Source organism: Acinetobacter sp. C15, assembly GCF_013420645.1.
GTDB classification, from domain to species: Bacteria; Pseudomonadota; Gammaproteobacteria; order Pseudomonadales; family Moraxellaceae; genus Acinetobacter; species Acinetobacter indicus.
The window spans coordinates 132329-148445 of sequence record NZ_VOXR01000001.1 but is presented as its reverse complement, the minus strand read 5'-3'; the positions used below and the strand labels follow the sequence as shown (position 1 = coordinate 148445).

At 47.0% G+C, this 16117-nt stretch carries 17 protein-coding genes; 15 read left to right on the top strand and 2 right to left on the bottom strand.

From position 1 onward, the window contains the following. Positions 1-110: 110 nt before the first annotated feature. A complete protein-coding gene (locus FTT63_RS00725; RefSeq protein WP_016658233.1) occupies positions 111-1409 on the bottom strand; it encodes a peptidylprolyl isomerase in 1299 nt (432 codons plus the stop codon). Next, the gene (locus FTT63_RS00720; protein ID WP_180191878.1) at positions 1409-3874 is read right to left on the bottom strand and encodes an LPS-assembly protein LptD; all 2466 of its coding nucleotides are present in this window, start codon (positions 3872-3874) and stop codon (positions 1409-1411) included. Before FTT63_RS00720 ends, FTT63_RS00725 begins: the two co-directional genes overlap by 1 nt. 120 nt (positions 3875-3994) lie before the next feature. On the opposite strand from FTT63_RS00720, the gene FTT63_RS00715 reads away from it, so the two are divergent. The 15 genes from FTT63_RS00715 to FTT63_RS00645 all read left to right on the top strand — a co-directional run bounded on the left by FTT63_RS00715 (position 3995) and on the right by FTT63_RS00645 (position 16110). Continuing rightward, complete coding sequence (locus FTT63_RS00715) at positions 3995-5008, top strand: aminoglycoside phosphotransferase family protein (protein WP_005177470.1); 1014 nt, start codon at positions 3995-3997, stop codon at positions 5006-5008. Continuing rightward, entirely contained in the window at positions 5008-5697 is a 690-nt protein-coding gene (gene murU, locus FTT63_RS00710) for an N-acetylmuramate alpha-1-phosphate uridylyltransferase MurU (protein ID WP_171431954.1), read from the top strand. Before FTT63_RS00715 ends, murU begins: the two co-directional genes overlap by 1 nt. 86 nt (positions 5698-5783) lie before the next feature. Beyond that, positions 5784-6416: a 16S rRNA (guanine(527)-N(7))-methyltransferase RsmG gene (rsmG, locus tag FTT63_RS00705; RefSeq protein WP_075166778.1), complete on the top strand. Its 633-nt coding sequence runs from the start codon at positions 5784-5786 to the stop codon at positions 6414-6416. A 24-nt stretch (positions 6417-6440) separates the two neighbouring features. After that, the gene (locus FTT63_RS00700) at positions 6441-7223 is read left to right on the top strand and encodes a ParA family protein (RefSeq protein WP_005177476.1); all 783 of its coding nucleotides are present in this window, start codon (positions 6441-6443) and stop codon (positions 7221-7223) included. Next, positions 7220-8107 carry a ParB/RepB/Spo0J family partition protein gene (locus FTT63_RS00695; protein ID WP_005177477.1) on the top strand — a complete coding sequence of 296 codons (888 nt, stop codon included), beginning with the start codon at positions 7220-7222 and terminating at the stop codon, positions 8105-8107. The genes FTT63_RS00700 and FTT63_RS00695 overlap by 4 nt, the downstream gene beginning before the upstream one ends. Positions 8108-8138: 31 nt before the next feature. Next, positions 8139-8771 (top strand): MotA/TolQ/ExbB proton channel family protein, encoded by a 633-nt coding sequence (locus tag FTT63_RS00690; protein ID WP_005177480.1) that lies wholly within the window; start codon positions 8139-8141, stop codon positions 8769-8771. A gap of 8 nt (positions 8772-8779) precedes the next feature. Then, complete coding sequence (locus tag FTT63_RS00685; protein ID WP_005177483.1) at positions 8780-9202, top strand: biopolymer transporter ExbD; 423 nt, start codon at positions 8780-8782, stop codon at positions 9200-9202. Continuing rightward, entirely contained in the window at positions 9202-10926 is a 1725-nt protein-coding gene (gene msbA / locus FTT63_RS00680) for a lipid A export permease/ATP-binding protein MsbA (RefSeq protein WP_180191877.1), read from the top strand. Before FTT63_RS00685 ends, msbA begins: the two co-directional genes overlap by 1 nt. A gap of 6 nt (positions 10927-10932) precedes the next feature. Continuing rightward, positions 10933-11949 carry a tetraacyldisaccharide 4'-kinase gene (gene lpxK / locus FTT63_RS00675; RefSeq protein ID WP_075174512.1) on the top strand — a complete coding sequence of 339 codons (1017 nt, stop codon included), beginning with the start codon at positions 10933-10935 and terminating at the stop codon, positions 11947-11949. Next, positions 11946-12710, top strand: a complete 765-nt coding sequence (gene kdsB / locus FTT63_RS00670; RefSeq protein ID WP_180191876.1) for a 3-deoxy-manno-octulosonate cytidylyltransferase — start codon at positions 11946-11948, stop codon at positions 12708-12710. Before lpxK ends, kdsB begins: the two co-directional genes overlap by 4 nt. An 8-nt stretch (positions 12711-12718) precedes the next feature. Beyond that, positions 12719-13702 (top strand): DNA polymerase III subunit delta', encoded by a 984-nt coding sequence (locus FTT63_RS00665; protein WP_075166783.1) that lies wholly within the window; start codon positions 12719-12721, stop codon positions 13700-13702. A gap of 11 nt (positions 13703-13713) precedes the next feature. Further along, positions 13714-14055, top strand: a complete 342-nt coding sequence (locus FTT63_RS00660) for a PilZ domain-containing protein (protein ID WP_005177501.1) — start codon at positions 13714-13716, stop codon at positions 14053-14055. A gap of 29 nt (positions 14056-14084) precedes the next feature. Continuing rightward, a complete protein-coding gene (locus FTT63_RS00655) occupies positions 14085-14858 on the top strand; it encodes a TatD family hydrolase (RefSeq protein WP_180191875.1) in 774 nt (257 codons plus the stop codon). A gap of 59 nt (positions 14859-14917) precedes the next feature. Further along, the gene (locus tag FTT63_RS00650; protein WP_016658223.1) at positions 14918-15532 is read left to right on the top strand and encodes a TetR/AcrR family transcriptional regulator; all 615 of its coding nucleotides are present in this window, start codon (positions 14918-14920) and stop codon (positions 15530-15532) included. A gap of 5 nt (positions 15533-15537) precedes the next feature. Further along, complete coding sequence (locus FTT63_RS00645; RefSeq protein ID WP_180191874.1) at positions 15538-16110, top strand: prepilin-type N-terminal cleavage/methylation domain-containing protein; 573 nt, start codon at positions 15538-15540, stop codon at positions 16108-16110. Positions 16111-16117: the final 7 nt, after the last annotated feature.

Genomic DNA, 16117 nt, shown 5'->3' with positions numbered 1-16117 from the left:
CTTATAAAAAAACCGCTGAATTCAGCGGTTTTTTTATTGCTATTGATGGCGAGGTGAAAAGCCAGAATTAAAAAAACCAGTGCAGGCACTGGTTTTTCATTTTTTAAGACCTAGTTATTTTTACGGTCCAGGTTTGGATCTTTAATATCGACAAAGGCATTGCTGCGAATTTCACGTAACCAGCTGTCCAGTTCGGTATCAAACTGACGTTCACCTAGAATCTGGCGTGCCATACGTTCCTGGTATTCGCGGGTCATGTCCTGCTGGCGGGTATCTGTCACCTGTAGAATATGCCAGCCAAACTGGGTTTGAAATGGCTGGCTGATTTCACCTACCGGGGTGCTTTTCATTTGCTGTTCAAATTCAGGCACCATCACTCCAGGGCTAACCCAGCCCAGGCTACCGCCATCACGGGCAGAACCGGTATCGGTTGAGAAAGTACCGGCCAACACTGCAAAATCTTCACCAGCTTTGAGGCGGTTATACAAACTGTCAATCATGTGCTTGGCATTTTCTGGGCTCACCACTTCTGTTGGCTGAATCAGAATATGACGGGTTTGATATTGTGGGACCAGCGCGCGCTGTTCACCGGCTTTACGATCGACCAGTTTCAGCACATGAATACCATCATTGACTGCAATCAGCTCAGTGGTCTGACCGACGTCAAGTGCACTTACACGTGCAGCCAGTTCAGCCGGAATTTCAGAAAGGCTGCGGAAACCCATATCAGCCGATTCAACTTTGGTGGCAGCTGTGCTGAACTGCTTGTTAATGGCATTGAGGTCATTGCTGTTATTCAGTGCAGTTTTAACCTGTTCCGCGGTGGCCTGTGCATTTTCACCGGATACGCGCACATGCAACACATGCGCCTGACTGCCTAAAGCGGCCTGACCTTGCGGGGTTTTCAGGAAGTTATCGACATCCTGATCGCTAATTTTAATTCGCGACATCACGACTTGCTGACGCAGACGGTTAATTGCCAAATCTTCAGCAATACGGTTGCGTAAAGAGGCATAGGTCCCCGGTGCAATACGGTCGACTTTCTGCTGGAAATCTTCCAGACTTTTGCTGCCATTTTGCTGGGCCACACGCATCACCGCTTCATTTAATGCTTTTTCATCAGGTTTGATGTTGTAACGTTTGACCTGTTCCAGCTGTGCCTGACGCACGATCAGTTGTTCTAAGGCTTGTTGTTGTAAATATTGGGCCGGTGGCACGGTTTTGTTTTGTGCCTGTAATTGTTGCTGCATTTCGGCAGCGGTTTGCGCTAAATCACTTTGTAGGATGACACTGTTATCCACCACGGCCACGACCTGATCTACAGTTTGTGCAAAAGCAGGTGCAGCTGAAGAAATACATAAAGCTAAGGCAGTGGCTTTAAAAAATTGTTTTAACTGTGGTGTCTTCATTAACGTTGTGTCCAAGTTTGATTAGTTCTATTAAACCCTAAAATACGGTTTTCAAGTAAAGATGCAAGTTTATTGTTGAAACTGCCGAGGCCTTTCAGGTTTAATTCGGCCATGATGGCGCGTTTCGGCTTGACGTTGTGATCGGAGACATCATCCAGATCATTATAATAAGAGCGGCCGTAGACCGAGATGCCCCAGCAGCAGGATTCATAGTTCACACCGAGTAAATATTCACGGGCGACGCTATTGTCCAAATCGTATTGGGCATGACCCAGAATACGCCAGTTGTTGTAGACCGGTTGAATGAACGAGGCCACCACCTGATCATAATGATCCTGACGGTTTGGAATATGACGACGGTTAATATAGCCGACATTGTATAAATTGCCTTGTTCACCGGTATAGAACAGGTGCAGATCGCGCTGGGCATTGTCACCGTTTGACATCCAGGCGGCATTGGCACCAATATTCAGGTTTTCGGTTAACTGGCTGGCCAGACTCACTACCGGGCCGGTGCGGCTTTCGGTATCAAAGCTGTCTGCAGTATTTTCCAGGGTCACACGGCGATCTTCAAAGAAGAAGCTTTGACCCAGGCTGGCACGAATCCGCTCTAAACCTACTTCATCAAACAGGCTGTAGCTTAAACCGAGTGACAGGAAGTTGTTGTCTTCCAGGCGGTCATGGCCGTAGAAACGGTATGGGCTAAACAGCTGGTCATAATTAATGGAAGCAGTGGCTGAATCAAAATTTGGATGGCCATCCTGCTTCTGATACGGCGCGTAGGCATAGAAGGCACGCGGGGTAATGGTTTGCAGGAAGCGACCTTCTTTTTCAAAGGTCAGACCGGCGTCCAGGGTAAACTGCGGTACCGTCACCGATTTGGTTTCGCTAGATGAATCAAACTGATTCAGCGCGTTTTGGGTGTCTTTGTCAAAGAAGGTGTTGACGTTGCGAAGTGATACTTCTGGAATCACAAAAGACCATGGGTTGCGGTAGTTATAACGTACTTTAAAATCGTTATAGATACGGGTACCACTTGGCTCATAGCTGTTCAGGTCGGTGGTACTGGCTTCCAGATTGTTAATATCTTTCTTGAAGTAAGCCGTGTCGTGGTTAAACTCAATCTGGAAACCTTGCGGATTACCAGTTTTATAGTTCAATAAGAACTGTGGTAAACGCGCATACGGACGGTCTTCATCTGGAATAGTTGGGTCCAGCGGCTGGAAATCTTCAACTTTTAGCTGCGCTCTTAAACCCGGAATGCCATTGCGATAATTTAGTTCCCAGGCGCGGCGTAAGTTCAGGTCGGTTCTGGAGTTCGGGTTGTTGTTTAAGTCAGCAAAATAGTCTTTATCTGAAGCGTAGTTATATTCCAGATTGGTATTGAACTGCTCGTTAATCTGCCAGTTATGCAGAAAGTGAAAATCCTTACGATCTTCATCATTGTATTTATTGTCAGAGGCCAGGTAGCCGCCCCAGATCTGACCCTGACCAAAATTCTCGGTCAGATAGCGGAATTCACCTTCCAGCATCGGGCCACGGTCACCAATATAGCGTGGTGTCACGGTGGCATCATAGTTTGGAGCCAGGTTCAGGTAGACCGGTACCGCCAGTTCAACTCCACCATCATTGGTAAAGCCAAAACTCGGGGTCAAAATACCGGTAGTACGACGGTCATCAATCGGGAAGTTAAAATATGGCACTGCCAGCACCGGTACATCTTTTACATACAGTTTGGTGCCACGGGTTTCACCGCGACCGGTTTCCTGATTTAGCTTGATTTCATCGGCCTGAATTTTCCAAGTCGGTGCCTGTTCAGGCGGGCAGGTGCTATAGGTGGCATTGTTCAATACCAAGGTATTGGTTGAAGTGCGGGCAATCTTTTCCGCCATGCCATGTGCGTGCTGTTCTTCTGCAATATAGAAGCTGTTGTGTAAATCGCCTTGCTGGGTTTTCAGGTTGTAATTGATCTGGTCGCTTTGCGCCAGTAAACCGGCTTGCGCCATTTGTACCCGGCCTTCGGCACTGGCATAGGTCTGGGTCTGGTCAATGGTAATTTTATCGGCACGAATCTGGCGGCCTTGCTGGTCAATTACCACATTGCCTTCTAAAACCGAATCCCCATTAGGATTATAGTGACCATAATCAGCGGTAACGGTCGAGGTGGCTTCTTCAGCAGCAACGGCCACGGTGTCCGGGCTAATTGGCGTGACCCAGGCGCCTTGACAATAGGCTGAACTCAGCTCTTGGCCAAAACGCTGCTGGGCTTCTGGCGCGGTTTTATCGACATAATACTGTTCAAAAAACGACTGGCCCGGATAAGCATCCTGAATGCTCTGTTTGAGTTGTTGATTGGTGATGGATGAAGCGGGCTCTGTGGTCTCTGCATGACTGCTCATCGCGTGTCCACATAACAGGGTCAAGATCGCAGTCGCTAAAGGATTAAATTTAAACTGATGCTTCATTTGTCTCATTAACCAAGAGTGCTTAATCGCAATTAATTATTGTCGCATCATAGAGAAAAAGCGCAGAAGTAGCTACACTTAGCACTTTAAAAACTCAGCCTGTATTAGAATTTATTGCAAATGAATACACAACGTGAACAATTGATACAAACATGGATTACATCTGTACTCGGTTCAGATCAATTTGAAACTCATTTTTTAGCAGGCGATGCAAGCTTCCGTCGTTATGCACGAATCAAATTGAATAATAAAACATTTATGCTGATGGATGCACCACCAGAAAAAGAAGATTGTGGTCCTTTTGTGACGATTGATGAATTTTTTGATGCGCATGGTGTACGCGTGCCGCATATCATCGCCAAAGATTTGCAGCAGGGCTTTTTGCTACTGGAAGATTTTGGTGATGTATTGCTCTCGACCCTGTTAAATGAACAGACTGTCGATGACTACTATGCACAAAGCTTTAAGCAGCTGATCCAATTGCAGTCCATTGCTGGCGAAGGCCATTTCCCGGACTATTCCTATGAAAAACTGATCAGTGAAATGGAGCTGCTCACCGACTGGATGTTGCCCTCATTACAGATTCAGCCAACCGCAGAAGAGAGCGCGTTAATCAAGCGTACCTTTGCTATTCTGGCCAATGCGGCTTTGGCCCAGCCACAAGTGATTGTACATCGTGATTTTCACAGCCGGAACCTGATGAAAATTGCAGGTGAAACCGAACTTGGGGTGATTGATTTTCAGGATGCGGTAATTGGCGCCGATACCTATGATCTGATTTCAATTACCCGTGATGCCTACGTGCAGTGGAATGCAGATCGTGTCTATCGCTGGTTTAAAACCTTTTATGATTTGCTGCCGGAAAGCGCCAAGCAGGAGCGTGATTTTGAGCAGTTCAAGAAAGACGCCGACCTGATGGCGATTCAGCGTCATATCAAGATTCTGGGTATTTTTGTGCGCCTGTTCGAGCGTGATGGCAAATCGGGTTACTTAAAAGATTTGCCGCGCGTGATGTGGTATCTACTGGAAGAATCGCAGCCTTATGCCGAATTGCAGCCTTTTATGCAGTTTATTCGTGAAAAAGTTATGCCGGCATTTGAAGCCAAATATGGTCGTTATGAGGTAGCTGCCTGATGAAAGCCATGATTCTTGCTGCCGGTTTAGGTAACCGGATGCGTCCTTTAACCTTGCATACGCCTAAACCCTTGCTGGAAGTGGGCGGTAAGCCGCTGATTGTTTGGCATATCGAAAAACTGCAGCGCATTGGCGTAACCGAAATTGTGATCAATACCGCCTGGCTGGGTGAAAAACTGGCTCAGGCTTTGGGGGATGGCAGCCAGTTTGGCGTTAATATTCTCTGGTCGCATGAAGGCGAAGGTCTGGAAACCGCAGGCGGGATTATTAACGCGCTGCCGCTGCTCGGCAATGAGCCCTTTATTCTGGTCAATGGCGATGTCTGGACCACCATGGATTTTGCGCCATTATTGTCGGTACAACTACAGGAACAGCTGGCGCATCTGGTGCTGGTGGAGAATCCGGCGCAGCATCCGCAAGGCGATTTCACCCTCTCGGAACAAAAAGCCTATACCTTTGATCAGGAAAAATCCGGTGAAAATCTGACCTATAGCGGTATTGCCGTGATTGATCCGCAGATGTTCCAGGGCCTGGAAGGTGGCAAGCGTCCACTGGCACCGTTATTGAAACAGGCCATGCAGGATGAAAAAATTGCCGCCAGCAAATTGCAGGGTGTCTGGGTTGATGTTGGCACTCCTGAGCGATTAAATGCACTGGATCAACAAATTCAGCAAGGTGTGTACGCTTAAGTGCATATTCACTAAGCACTCGCTGCTGTGACTTGGCAGATAAATCGGTATACTTTCAGCTAACTTTTTCGAGACGTTCATTGTTTATGCATACGTTTTTTCAGGAACTCAAGCAGGGTAGTCAGGCCTTGGGTTTAGAGCTCAGCGATGAGACTTTAAATTTATTACTCCAATATCAAGATGCTTTGGTGCTATGGAACAAAGCGTATAACTTGACCGCAATTCGTGATCCGAAAGAAATGCTGGTCAAGCATTTGCTCGACAGCCTGAGTATTCTCAAAGATTTACCTGCCGGCCGTTTGCTGGACATTGGTACCGGTGGCGGTATGCCGGGCATGATCATTGCCTTATGTCAGCCGGAACGTCAGTGCGTGTTGCTGGACTCGAATGGCAAAAAAATCCGTTTCTTGAAGCAGTTTATTGCCGATCTGAAACTGCAAAACGTGGTGGCGGTCCAAACCCGAGTCGAAAATGAAGACAGTATCCGTGAGTTAGGCCAGTTTGATGTCATCACCAGCCGTGCCTTTGCATCTCTGACCGATTTTGTGGCGGCATCAAAACCGTTTATGCATGGACAGAGTATTATTGCTTCCATGAAAGGTCTGATTCCGGCCGATGAGGTTGAAGCATTGAAAGATGAGTTCAGCTGTGAAATTATCGAGCTAAAAGTTCCACGTCTGGACGAACAGCGTCATCTACTTTTATTAAAACATATTTAATTCATTCTAAGGATTGGGGTTACCATGGCACAAATTATTGCGATTGCGAACCAGAAAGGTGGTGTCGGTAAAACTACAACCGCAGTAAATTTGGCAGCATCGTTAGCTGTTTTGAAAAAGCGCGTTTTACTTGTGGATATGGATTCACAGGGAAATGCCACGATGGGTTCTGGTATCCAAAAAAACGACCTTCTATATTCCATTACCGATGTGTTGCTGGGCGAAGTGCCAATTGAAACGGCCATTACCAAATCGGAAGTGGGTTATAAGGTTTTAGGCGCAAACCGTGATTTGTCCGGTGTGGAACTGGCTATTGCCGAGCAGGAAGGGCGCGAGTTTATTCTGCGTGATGCACTGGGCGAAATTGAAAAAAGTTTTGACTATATTATTGTCGATTGTGCGCCAAGCTTAAGCTTAATTACCGTGAATGCGCTGGCTGCGGTACAGGGCGTGATGATTCCAATGCAATGTGAATACTATGCACTGGAAGGCCTGGCCGATTTAACCCAGACCATCGACCGGATTCAGCAGGCCTTAAACCCAGAGCTGGAAATTATTGGCGTGCTGCGAACCATGTACGATGCGCGTAATGCATTAACCCGTGATGTGTCTGAAGAGCTGCAGCAGTATTTTGGCAAAAAACTGTATGACACCGTGATTCCACGTAATGTGCGTCTGGCCGAAGCACCGGCGCATGGTTTGCCTGTAATTTATTTTGAGAAAAGTTCAAAGGGTGCAGTTGCTTACCTGAATCTGGCAGCTGAAATGTTAAAGAAAAGCAAAGTGAAAAAAGGAAGTAAAGCATGACCATAAAAAAACGCGGACTCGCCAAAGGTCGTGGTTTGGATGCCTTACTTGGGTCGATCCAGAAAGAAAAATTACAACTTGAAGCCCAGTCTTTGGATCATGGTCAGCTAAAACAGATTGATGTGCATTTATTAAAACGGGGTGAATATCAGCCACGCCGTTTTATCCATGAACAGGACTTACAGGAACTTGCCGCCTCGATTGAAAAACACGGGGTCATGCAACCGATTGTGATTCGTCCGATTGATGACGAACAGCATCCGTATGAAATTATTGCTGGTGAACGTCGCTGGCGTGCCGCACAGCTGGCGGGACTCACCGAAGTTCCGGCAATTGTCCGTGACCTGACCGATCAGGTGGCGATTGCACTGGCTTTAATTGAAAATATTCAGCGTCAGGATCTGAATCCGATTGATCAGGCCATGGCCTTGCAGCGCTTCCATGACGAGTTTGGTCTGAGCCATCAGGAAATTGCCGACACCGTCGGTAAGGCACGAACTACGGTCAGTAACCTGTTGCGTTTGTTGACTTTAACTGAAGAAGTTAAAGACCTGATGCAGCAAGGGCTGCTGGATATGGGCCATGCGCGCGCCATTTTGACCTTAAAAGCCAAAGATCAGCTGAAAGTGGCTGAACTGGTGATTGAAAAGAGTTTGTCGGTCCGTCAGACCGAACAGCTGGTGCGTGACTGGAGCGCACCAAAAACAGAAAAACCAAAAGCAGAACCGGCACCGGATATTCAGCAACTGACACAACGTCTGTCAGAGCGTTTCAGTGCCAATGTCAAAATTGATCATAACAAGCAGGGTAAGGGGAAGCTGGTGATCAGCTATCACTCCTTAGAAGAACTAGATGGTATTTTAAATATCTGCTTGGCTGATTAATTTTTATTGTAGATTTATTGGGGAAAATCGAATGTGGGAATTGGTAAAAGCAGGCGGTTGGCTGATGCTGCCGTTACTGTTGTGCTCTGTGTTTACGCTGGCCATCAGTATTGAGCGTTTTTTACGTCTTAAGCGTGCCGGTGTGGTGCCGAAAGCCTTGCAATTACAAACCGGACAGCCGGTGCAAGGCGTGTTACAGCAGTTGCAGCAATCGGAAAATTTACAGCACAGTACTTTGGGCCGAATCTTTATGGCTGGTGCGCAAAATAAACACCAGTCTGAACAGTTTGCGCGTGCGCAGATGGAAGCGACAGCCTCTCAGGAAATTGGCTATCTGGAAAAAAATATTAATTTCCTCGGGACTTTAAGTGCTGTGGCGCCGCTGCTGGGCTTATTGGGGACCGTTCTGGGGATTATTGAATCTTTCCTGATGATTGATATCAGTTCAAGCAACCCGACTTTAATGATTCCGGGGATTTCCAAGGCGCTGATTACCACCGCAGCGGGTATGCTGATTGCGGTGCCGGCCTTATTTGCTTACCGTTATTTCCAGCGTCTGGTACAGGAATATGTGGCCGAGCTGGAACAGCAGGCGACATTGTTTCATGCTGCGCTGTTTCATCAAACCCAGATTGTTGATGAAGACATTAAAAAAGCAGGCTAAGGTGACCTATGAAATTCAAACGCTCGCAAGTGGAAGATATTCATATTAACCTGACACCGATGATTGACTGTTTGCTGTTTATTCTGGTGTTCCTGTTACTGTCCACCAGTTTTAACCAGTTTAGCCGGATGAACCTGACCTTGCCGGAAGCGCAAGGGGTGCCACCGAAAGCCTATGACCAGAAAGTCGAGGTGGTGGTCGATGCCTCCGGGCATTATTCAGTCAACGGGCAGGCGCTTTCCAGTAAGGAAGTTGCTGATTTAAATACAGCAATTAAACAAATTTCCAATGATCGACGTGATTTAATGTTTATCATTGCGGCAGACGCGAAAGCTTCTCATCAGGATGTGATTCGTGTCATGGATGTTGCGGGACAACTGGGTTTCGTCAACATTAACATCAGTACGAAAGTACCAACTCGAGGCTATTAGTGAATCCGGATTATAAAGTCTACCTGCGTCTACTCGGTTATTTAAAACCTTTCTGGGGAATCGCAATTCTGGTTGTGGTGGGTTTTGCCATCAATGCGGCGACTGAGGTATCAGTGGCCAAGTTGCTGGAAAAAATTATTACGGCAATTCAGGAAAAAGACTACACCTTCACCCACCTGTTTCCTTTTCTGGTGGTGCTGTTGATGTTTTTTCGCGGTGTCGGCCTGTTTCTGGGTGGCTACTATACCGCGGTCATTTCACGTAATCTGGTGTTTAATGTGCGCCAGGAAGTATTTGCCAAATTGCTGCGCTTACCGTCGCAGTATTATCTGGACAATACCAGTGGCCACATTACTGCCAAAATCATGTATAACGTGGAGCAGCTGACAGCAGCCTCCACCGAATCTTTACGTACCTTGCTGCAACAGGGTTTAATTACCATTGCCTTGCTTGGTTACCTGTTTTATAGCAACTGGCGTTTGACCATCTGTATCCTGATTTTTGCCCCGCTGATTGGCCTGTTAATCCGGAAAGCCGCCAAGCGTATGCGTAAGCTGTCAATTCAGGTGCAGGATACCATGGGTGATGTGAACCACGTGGTGCAGGAAACCGTAAACGGCAATCTGGTGGTGAAAGGTTTTGCAGGTCATCAATACGAGCAGGAACGTTTTAAACAGAACTCGCTGGAAAATTTGCGCCGTGGCCTGAAAATGGTAGCTGTGCAGCAGCTAAACAGTCCGGTGGTACAGTTGATTATGTCGATTGCACTCTCCATCGTGATCTGGATTGCACTGCGCCCGGAAATTTTACGCGATACCTCAGCTGGTGAATTTGTGGCTTATATTACTGCTGCCGGGATGCTGAGCAAACCAATTAAAGCGCTAACCGATATCAACGAAAAACTGCAACGCGGTATGGCGGCGGCGCATTCTGTATTTGAACTGCTGGATATGCCGGAAGAAAAAAATACTGGTACCTTAACTCCAGCCTTAAAAGGCAATATTGAATTTGATCAGGCCAATCTGGTCTATGCCGATGGCCATCATGCCATTCATGACTTTAGCCTGAATGTTAAAGCCGGTGAAACCGTGGCACTGGTCGGACGTTCAGGGGCGGGCAAAAGCTCACTGGTTAATTTGCTGGTGCGTTTTCAGGAATTATCTTCAGGCCAGATCAAGCTGGATGGGTTGGATATTCACGAGATTGAACTGAATAGTCTGCGTACCCAAATTGCCATGGTGAATCAGCAGGTGGTGCTGTTTAACCGTACCGTGCGTGAAAATATTGCGTATGGTCAGCTGGAAGGTGCGTCGGATGAAGAGATCATCGCGGCGGCCAAAGCGGCGTATGCGCATGATTTTATTATGGCCTTACCACAAGGTTATGACACACCACTCGGTGCGCAGGGTTTAAACCTGTCCGGTGGTCAGCGTCAGCGTATCGCGATTGCCCGTGCTATTTTGAAAAATGCACCGATCCTGATTCTGGATGAAGCGACCAGTGCATTAGACAATGAATCTGAATACTTTATTCAACGTGCCTTTGATGCAGCGATGCAGAATCGTACCACCATTGTCATTGCACACCGTTTATCTACCATCGAAAATGCTGACCGTATTGTTGTGATGGATCAAGGGCGTATTATTGAACAGGGTACCCATCAGGAACTGTTAAACCAGCAGCGTGCTTATTATCAGTTGCATCAGCGCAATTTCGAGGAATAATCAGCCATGTCATTTGCACAATTCATTCAGGACGCTTGGAACAAGCAAGCCAAATGGTTGGTTGTGCTACGGCCGTTGGCGCTGTTATATCGTGGTGGCAGTGTGCTGAATCAGAAGCTGTATGCTTCGGGGATGAAAGCAGCCTATACCGCACCAGTGCCGGTGATGGTGATTGGCAACATTACCGTAGGCGGTAGCGGCAAAACGCCGCTGCTGATTCATCTGGTTAATTATCTGCATAGCCTGAATGTGCGTGTTGGGGTAATTAGCCGCGGCTATGGCGGCAAAGGCCCATTCCCGGCCTATGTTGATTTTGAATCGACGCCGGACATGGTCGGCGATGAACCCTGTCTGATTGTACAATCTACCGGTGCGCCAATGGCGGTCGGTGCCAATCGTCAGCAGAGTATTGAATTGCTGCTGTCCAGACATGAACTGGACCTGATTATCAGTGATGATGGTTTGCAACATTTGGCGCTCAATCGCCAGTTGGAATGGATTGTGCTGGATAATAATCGCGGTCTGGGCAATGAAAAAATTCTGCCTGAAGGTTATTTGCGGGAGCCGAAAAGCCGCCTGAATACAGCAACCGTGATTGAACATGCGGCACAGCCAAGTTCAGCGCTGAATATGCATCTAGAAGTGGCTGAGCCTTATTTACTTAATGCCATAGAGGGTAAGGTGTTTAATCCGCAAGATGCTTTTTATGCCGTGGTTGGGATTGGTTTTCCGCAGCGTTTTTATCGCACCTTAGAGTCGATGGGCATCCAGCAATTCCAGTGCCACGAATTTCCAGATCATCATGATTATGAAATTGATGACTTGCAGTTTGAAGATCATCAACCGATTATTACCACCGAAAAAGATGCGGTGAAAATTTTGCCCTTGCTGAAACAGTATCCTGATTTTAACCGGGAAATCTGGGTGGTGCCGGTTGAAGCGGTATTGTCACCTGCTTGTTATCAGGTTTTGCATCAACAGTTAGCGCAACTGGGTTTGACCCTGAATGAAGGACAGTTATGAAACACATCGTTATTCCTGCACGTTTTGCCAGTTCACGCTTACCGGGTAAGCCCTTACTTGAAATTCATGGCCGTCCCATGATTTTACGGGTGGTGGATCAGGCCAAAAAAGTTGAAGGTTTTGATGACTTATGTGTGGCGACAGATGATGTGCGTATTGCCGATGTCTGCCGCGCTGAAGGGGTGGATGTGGTCTTGACTTCAGCGGATCATCCTTCTGGGACTGACCGTTTAAGTGAAGTAGCGCGGATTAAAGGCTGGGCCAGTGATGACATTATTGTCAATGTGCAAGGTGATGAACCTTTGTTGCCCGCGCAGCTGGTGAAACAGGTGGCGCAGCTCTTGGTCGATCAGCCTGGCTGTTCGATGTCGACACTGTGTGAACCGATTCATGCACTGGATGAGTTCCAGCGTGACAGCATTGTCAAAGTGGTGATGTCCAAGCACAATCAGGCTTTGTATTTTAGCCGCGCGACCATTCCTTATGATCGTGACGGGGCGAAAAATGCCGTGCCGCAATTGCATGATCAGGCTTATCGTCATTTGGGCCTGTATGCCTATCGGGTAAAACTGCTACAGGAATATGTGACCTGGGACATGGGGCTGCTGGAGCGTCTGGAAAGTCTGGAGCAACTGCGTGTGCTGGAAAATGGTCATCGGATTGCGATTGCCGTGGCTGAAGCCAATTTACCACCGGGTGTCGATACCCAGGAAGATCTGGATCGTTTGAATACGCTTGATCTTGCGCATTTTGAATCGTAGAGCTGGCCATGCAGAATGAAGTGACTGCGCAGATTTATCCCTGGCAGCAAACAGTTTGGGATACACTAACGGGCAGATTTCCCCAGTTGGGCCATGGACTGCTGTTTTATGGTAAAAAAGGCTGTGGCAAAGAAGCTTTTGCGCAGCAGTTTCTGGCCTGGATTTTGTGCCAGCATCGTCATGAGCGCAATCTGCCCTGTGGCGAGTGCGGCAGTTGTCAATGGTTAAAATCAGATACGCATCCGAATTATGTTTATATCACGATCGATGAAGAGAATAAAAAACAAAACGCGAAAATTAAGATCGAGAAGATCCGTGATTTATTACCATTTGTGCAACAAACCGTAGATGGCTGGCGGGTCATTGTGATTGAGCCGGCAGAAGCCTTGAATATTGCTTCTGCCAATGCCTTGCTGAAAACACTGGAAGAGCCGGGCGAGCGGGTGGTGATTATCCTGCTGGCTGATCATTATTTGAAGTTGCCTGCAACCATTCGCAGCCGTTTACAGCATTTTGCCCTCGACCGGATTGCCCCGGAACTGGCCCATGATTTTTTAAGCCAGCACTTGCCGGAAAGCAGCGAGCAGCAAAAACAGCTGCTGATGAACCTGTCGAACCAGATGCCGCTGCAAGCCATTCAGGTGGCCGAGCAGGACTGGTTCTTTAAGCGCGCCGACTTTGTACAGGACTGGCAAAAATTGGTCAGTCAGAAAAATATGCCGATGGCAATTGCGACCAAGTGGAATAAAGAGCTGAGTTTTAGTGAATTTGGTCAGATGTTTGAATACTTGTTGTCAGATTTGATTTGTGTCAAGCTAAATCAACCGGTGAAAAACATCGACCTGACACTAAGTGCGCTGGCCGAGCAGTATTCGCTGGAAGCATTATTTGATATTTATAGTGATATACAACAATCAAAACAGATGACAGAGCAGAATGTTCAAAGCAATCTGATTCTTGATCAGCTGTGTATAAAATTGATGAATCTTTAAGGGGAAACAGTATGCAGCCACGTATGGGCGGAATTATCCAGGCCAATATTCCAGATTTAGAAACGCTCTATTTAAGTTATATGCCCTATGTGGTCGATGGCGGACTGTTTATTCCTTCCAAGCAACCGGTGCAGATGGGCGAAGAAATCTTTGTACTGGCCACTTTGCCGGAACAATCACAAAAAATTCCACTGACCGGTAAAGTAATCTGGATTTCACAAAAACAGAATGGGGTGAAATTACAGGGCTTTGGTATTCAGCTTAGTGGTGAAAAGGGTCTGTATTACAAAGCAGAAGCAGAAAGACTACTGGCAGGACTTAAGTCTTCAAATCGAAACAGTTACACTATGTAGTCTGTTCTAAGCTGTTGTAGGAAACGCCTGTGTTTGTAGATACGCATTGTCATTTAACCATGCTCGATTTAACTCCGTATGATGGAAATCTGGATCTGGCATTGGCGCAGGCGCGAGAAGCCGGCGTATCTAAATTTATGAGTATTTCGGTCGATCTGGACGACCATATCGAACTGGCAAAAATTGCCGCACGCCATGCAGATGTCGGTTATACCGTGGGTGTGCATCCTTGTGAAGATGCGGCCACTATGGCGTGTGCCACCACTGACTATCTGGTCGAGCTGGCACAACCGGAAAAAGTCTGGGCGCTGGGGGAAACCGGGCTGGATTATTATCACAGTACCGATTTTATTGCCGAGCAGAAAGACTGTTTTGCCCGCCATATTCATGCCTCGCAAATCGTAAAAAAACCGGTGGTGGTACATACCCGTTCAGCTAAGCATGATACGGTTGATATTATCCGCGCGGAAAAATCAACCCATGGGATTTTGCACTGTTTTACCGAAGATTGGGAAACCGCCAAAGCGGTACTGGACTGCGGTTACTATGTCTCTTTCTCGGGTATTGTGTCTTTTAAAAATGCCCAGGATTTACGGGATGTGGCCAAGCAGGTGCCACTAGATCGTGTCCTGATTGAAACCGATTCACCGTATCTGGCACCAATGCCATATCGTGGTAAATCAAATGAACCAAAATATGTCCCATATGTAGCCAAAGCCCTGAGTGATGTATATGATAAATCACTGGAAGAGATGGCTTTCATAACCATGCAGAATTTTGAAAACCTCTTGAACCAAAAGTAAAAATCTAGGATTTTTAAAACTGACCGATAAGTGCATAAGAGAGAGTTTATAGGGTGAAGATGGATCGTCAGGCTCAATTTCGAGCAAGAGAAACCTTAATTTTTCAAGTGGCAGAGCAATTGCTATTAGAAAATGGTGAAGCAGGGATGACGCTTGATGCCTTGGCCGCAGAATTGGACCTGGCCAAAGGCACGCTTTATAAACATTTCCAGAGTAAAGACGAGCTGTACATGTTGCTGATTATTCGTAATGAGAACATGCTGCTTGAAATGATCAAGGATGCTGAGAAAAAGTTTCCTGAACATTTGGCCTTCTTTATGCTGCATCACTTGCATCATCCAGAGCGTACGGTACTGTTCCATCAGATTGAAGAGCGCCTGTCGACTACCGGTATGGGCATCAACCATCTGTTTAACGAACTGTATCAGGTGCGTAAACAGCGCCTGCGTCTGATTATTCGCATGACCGAGCATTATCTGGAATCAATTCAGAGCAAAATGTCAGTGCGTGATTATCTGGCCTCGATCTGGTCATTGACGCACGGTGCGGCGGCCATTCTAAATTCCAGTTTTTACCAGCGTTATCTGGGTTCACGTGACACCTTGCGCGTGGCCTATATCGATCAGGCACTGGCCTTGCCGAAACAAGTTCAACATCTCGAACAGATCGTCTAAATCTCATGACTAGATCGCATCACTTCTCATCTGTTCGTGGTTTTACACTCATTGAATTGATGGTGGTGATTGTGGTCATGGCCATTGCTGCTTCATTGGTGCTGATGAATATCGGCGGGGTGGACCAGCGCAGTGCCATGCAGGCACGTGAAGTGTTTTTGATGGATGTGAAGAAGCTGCAACGCGAAGCAGATGATCAGTCGCGTGTGCTGGCCCTAAATGTGCAAAATGCCAGCGATGTGTCACCATTTCGTTATGAAGTTCTGGAATATTTGCCAGCAACCACCGCTACCGACAGTTCAAGCGTCATGCTCAGTCAAACCGCGACCCGCTGGCAAAAATATGCCGAATTTAAGATGCAAAGTTTGCCCGATGGGGTGAGCTTTCAAATCCTGCCCTTACAACACGGGTTTGAAAATGCGCAGAATGCCGCCTTGTTGCAAGGCGATGCCCCGAAACTGATCTGGCTGGGTAATGGTGAAGTCAAGCCGGTTCGAATTCAGTTTTATTTCGAGCAGCGTCCGGTTGGGGCTGAAATAGAAATTGATCATCTGGGTAAGATCGTGAATGAAGAATAAATTATTT

Excerpts from the sequence above, each read along its gene's own strand:
- FTT63_RS00725 (WP_016658233.1), bottom strand. The coding sequence starts at position 1,409 with ATGAAGACACCACAGTTAAAACAATTTTTTAAAGCCACTGCCTTAGCT.
- FTT63_RS00720 (WP_180191878.1), bottom strand. The coding sequence starts at position 3,874 with ATGAAGCATCAGTTTAAATTTAATCCTTTAGCGACTGCGATCTTGACC.
- FTT63_RS00715 (WP_005177470.1), top strand. The coding sequence starts at position 3,995 with ATGAATACACAACGTGAACAATTGATACAAACATGGATTACATCTGTA.
- murU (WP_171431954.1), top strand. The coding sequence starts at position 5,008 with ATGAAAGCCATGATTCTTGCTGCCGGTTTAGGTAACCGGATGCGTCCT.
- rsmG (WP_075166778.1), top strand. The coding sequence starts at position 5,784 with ATGCATACGTTTTTTCAGGAACTCAAGCAGGGTAGTCAGGCCTTGGGT.
- FTT63_RS00700 (WP_005177476.1), top strand. The coding sequence starts at position 6,441 with ATGGCACAAATTATTGCGATTGCGAACCAGAAAGGTGGTGTCGGTAAA.
- FTT63_RS00695 (WP_005177477.1), top strand. The coding sequence starts at position 7,220 with ATGACCATAAAAAAACGCGGACTCGCCAAAGGTCGTGGTTTGGATGCC.
- FTT63_RS00690 (WP_005177480.1), top strand. The coding sequence starts at position 8,139 with ATGTGGGAATTGGTAAAAGCAGGCGGTTGGCTGATGCTGCCGTTACTG.
- FTT63_RS00685 (WP_005177483.1), top strand. The coding sequence starts at position 8,780 with ATGAAATTCAAACGCTCGCAAGTGGAAGATATTCATATTAACCTGACA.
- lpxK (WP_075174512.1), top strand. The coding sequence starts at position 10,933 with ATGTCATTTGCACAATTCATTCAGGACGCTTGGAACAAGCAAGCCAAA.
- kdsB (WP_180191876.1), top strand. The coding sequence starts at position 11,946 with ATGAAACACATCGTTATTCCTGCACGTTTTGCCAGTTCACGCTTACCG.
- FTT63_RS00665 (WP_075166783.1), top strand. The coding sequence starts at position 12,719 with ATGCAGAATGAAGTGACTGCGCAGATTTATCCCTGGCAGCAAACAGTT.
- FTT63_RS00660 (WP_005177501.1), top strand. The coding sequence starts at position 13,714 with ATGCAGCCACGTATGGGCGGAATTATCCAGGCCAATATTCCAGATTTA.
- FTT63_RS00650 (WP_016658223.1), top strand. The coding sequence starts at position 14,918 with ATGGATCGTCAGGCTCAATTTCGAGCAAGAGAAACCTTAATTTTTCAA.
- FTT63_RS00645 (WP_180191874.1), top strand. The coding sequence starts at position 15,538 with ATGACTAGATCGCATCACTTCTCATCTGTTCGTGGTTTTACACTCATT.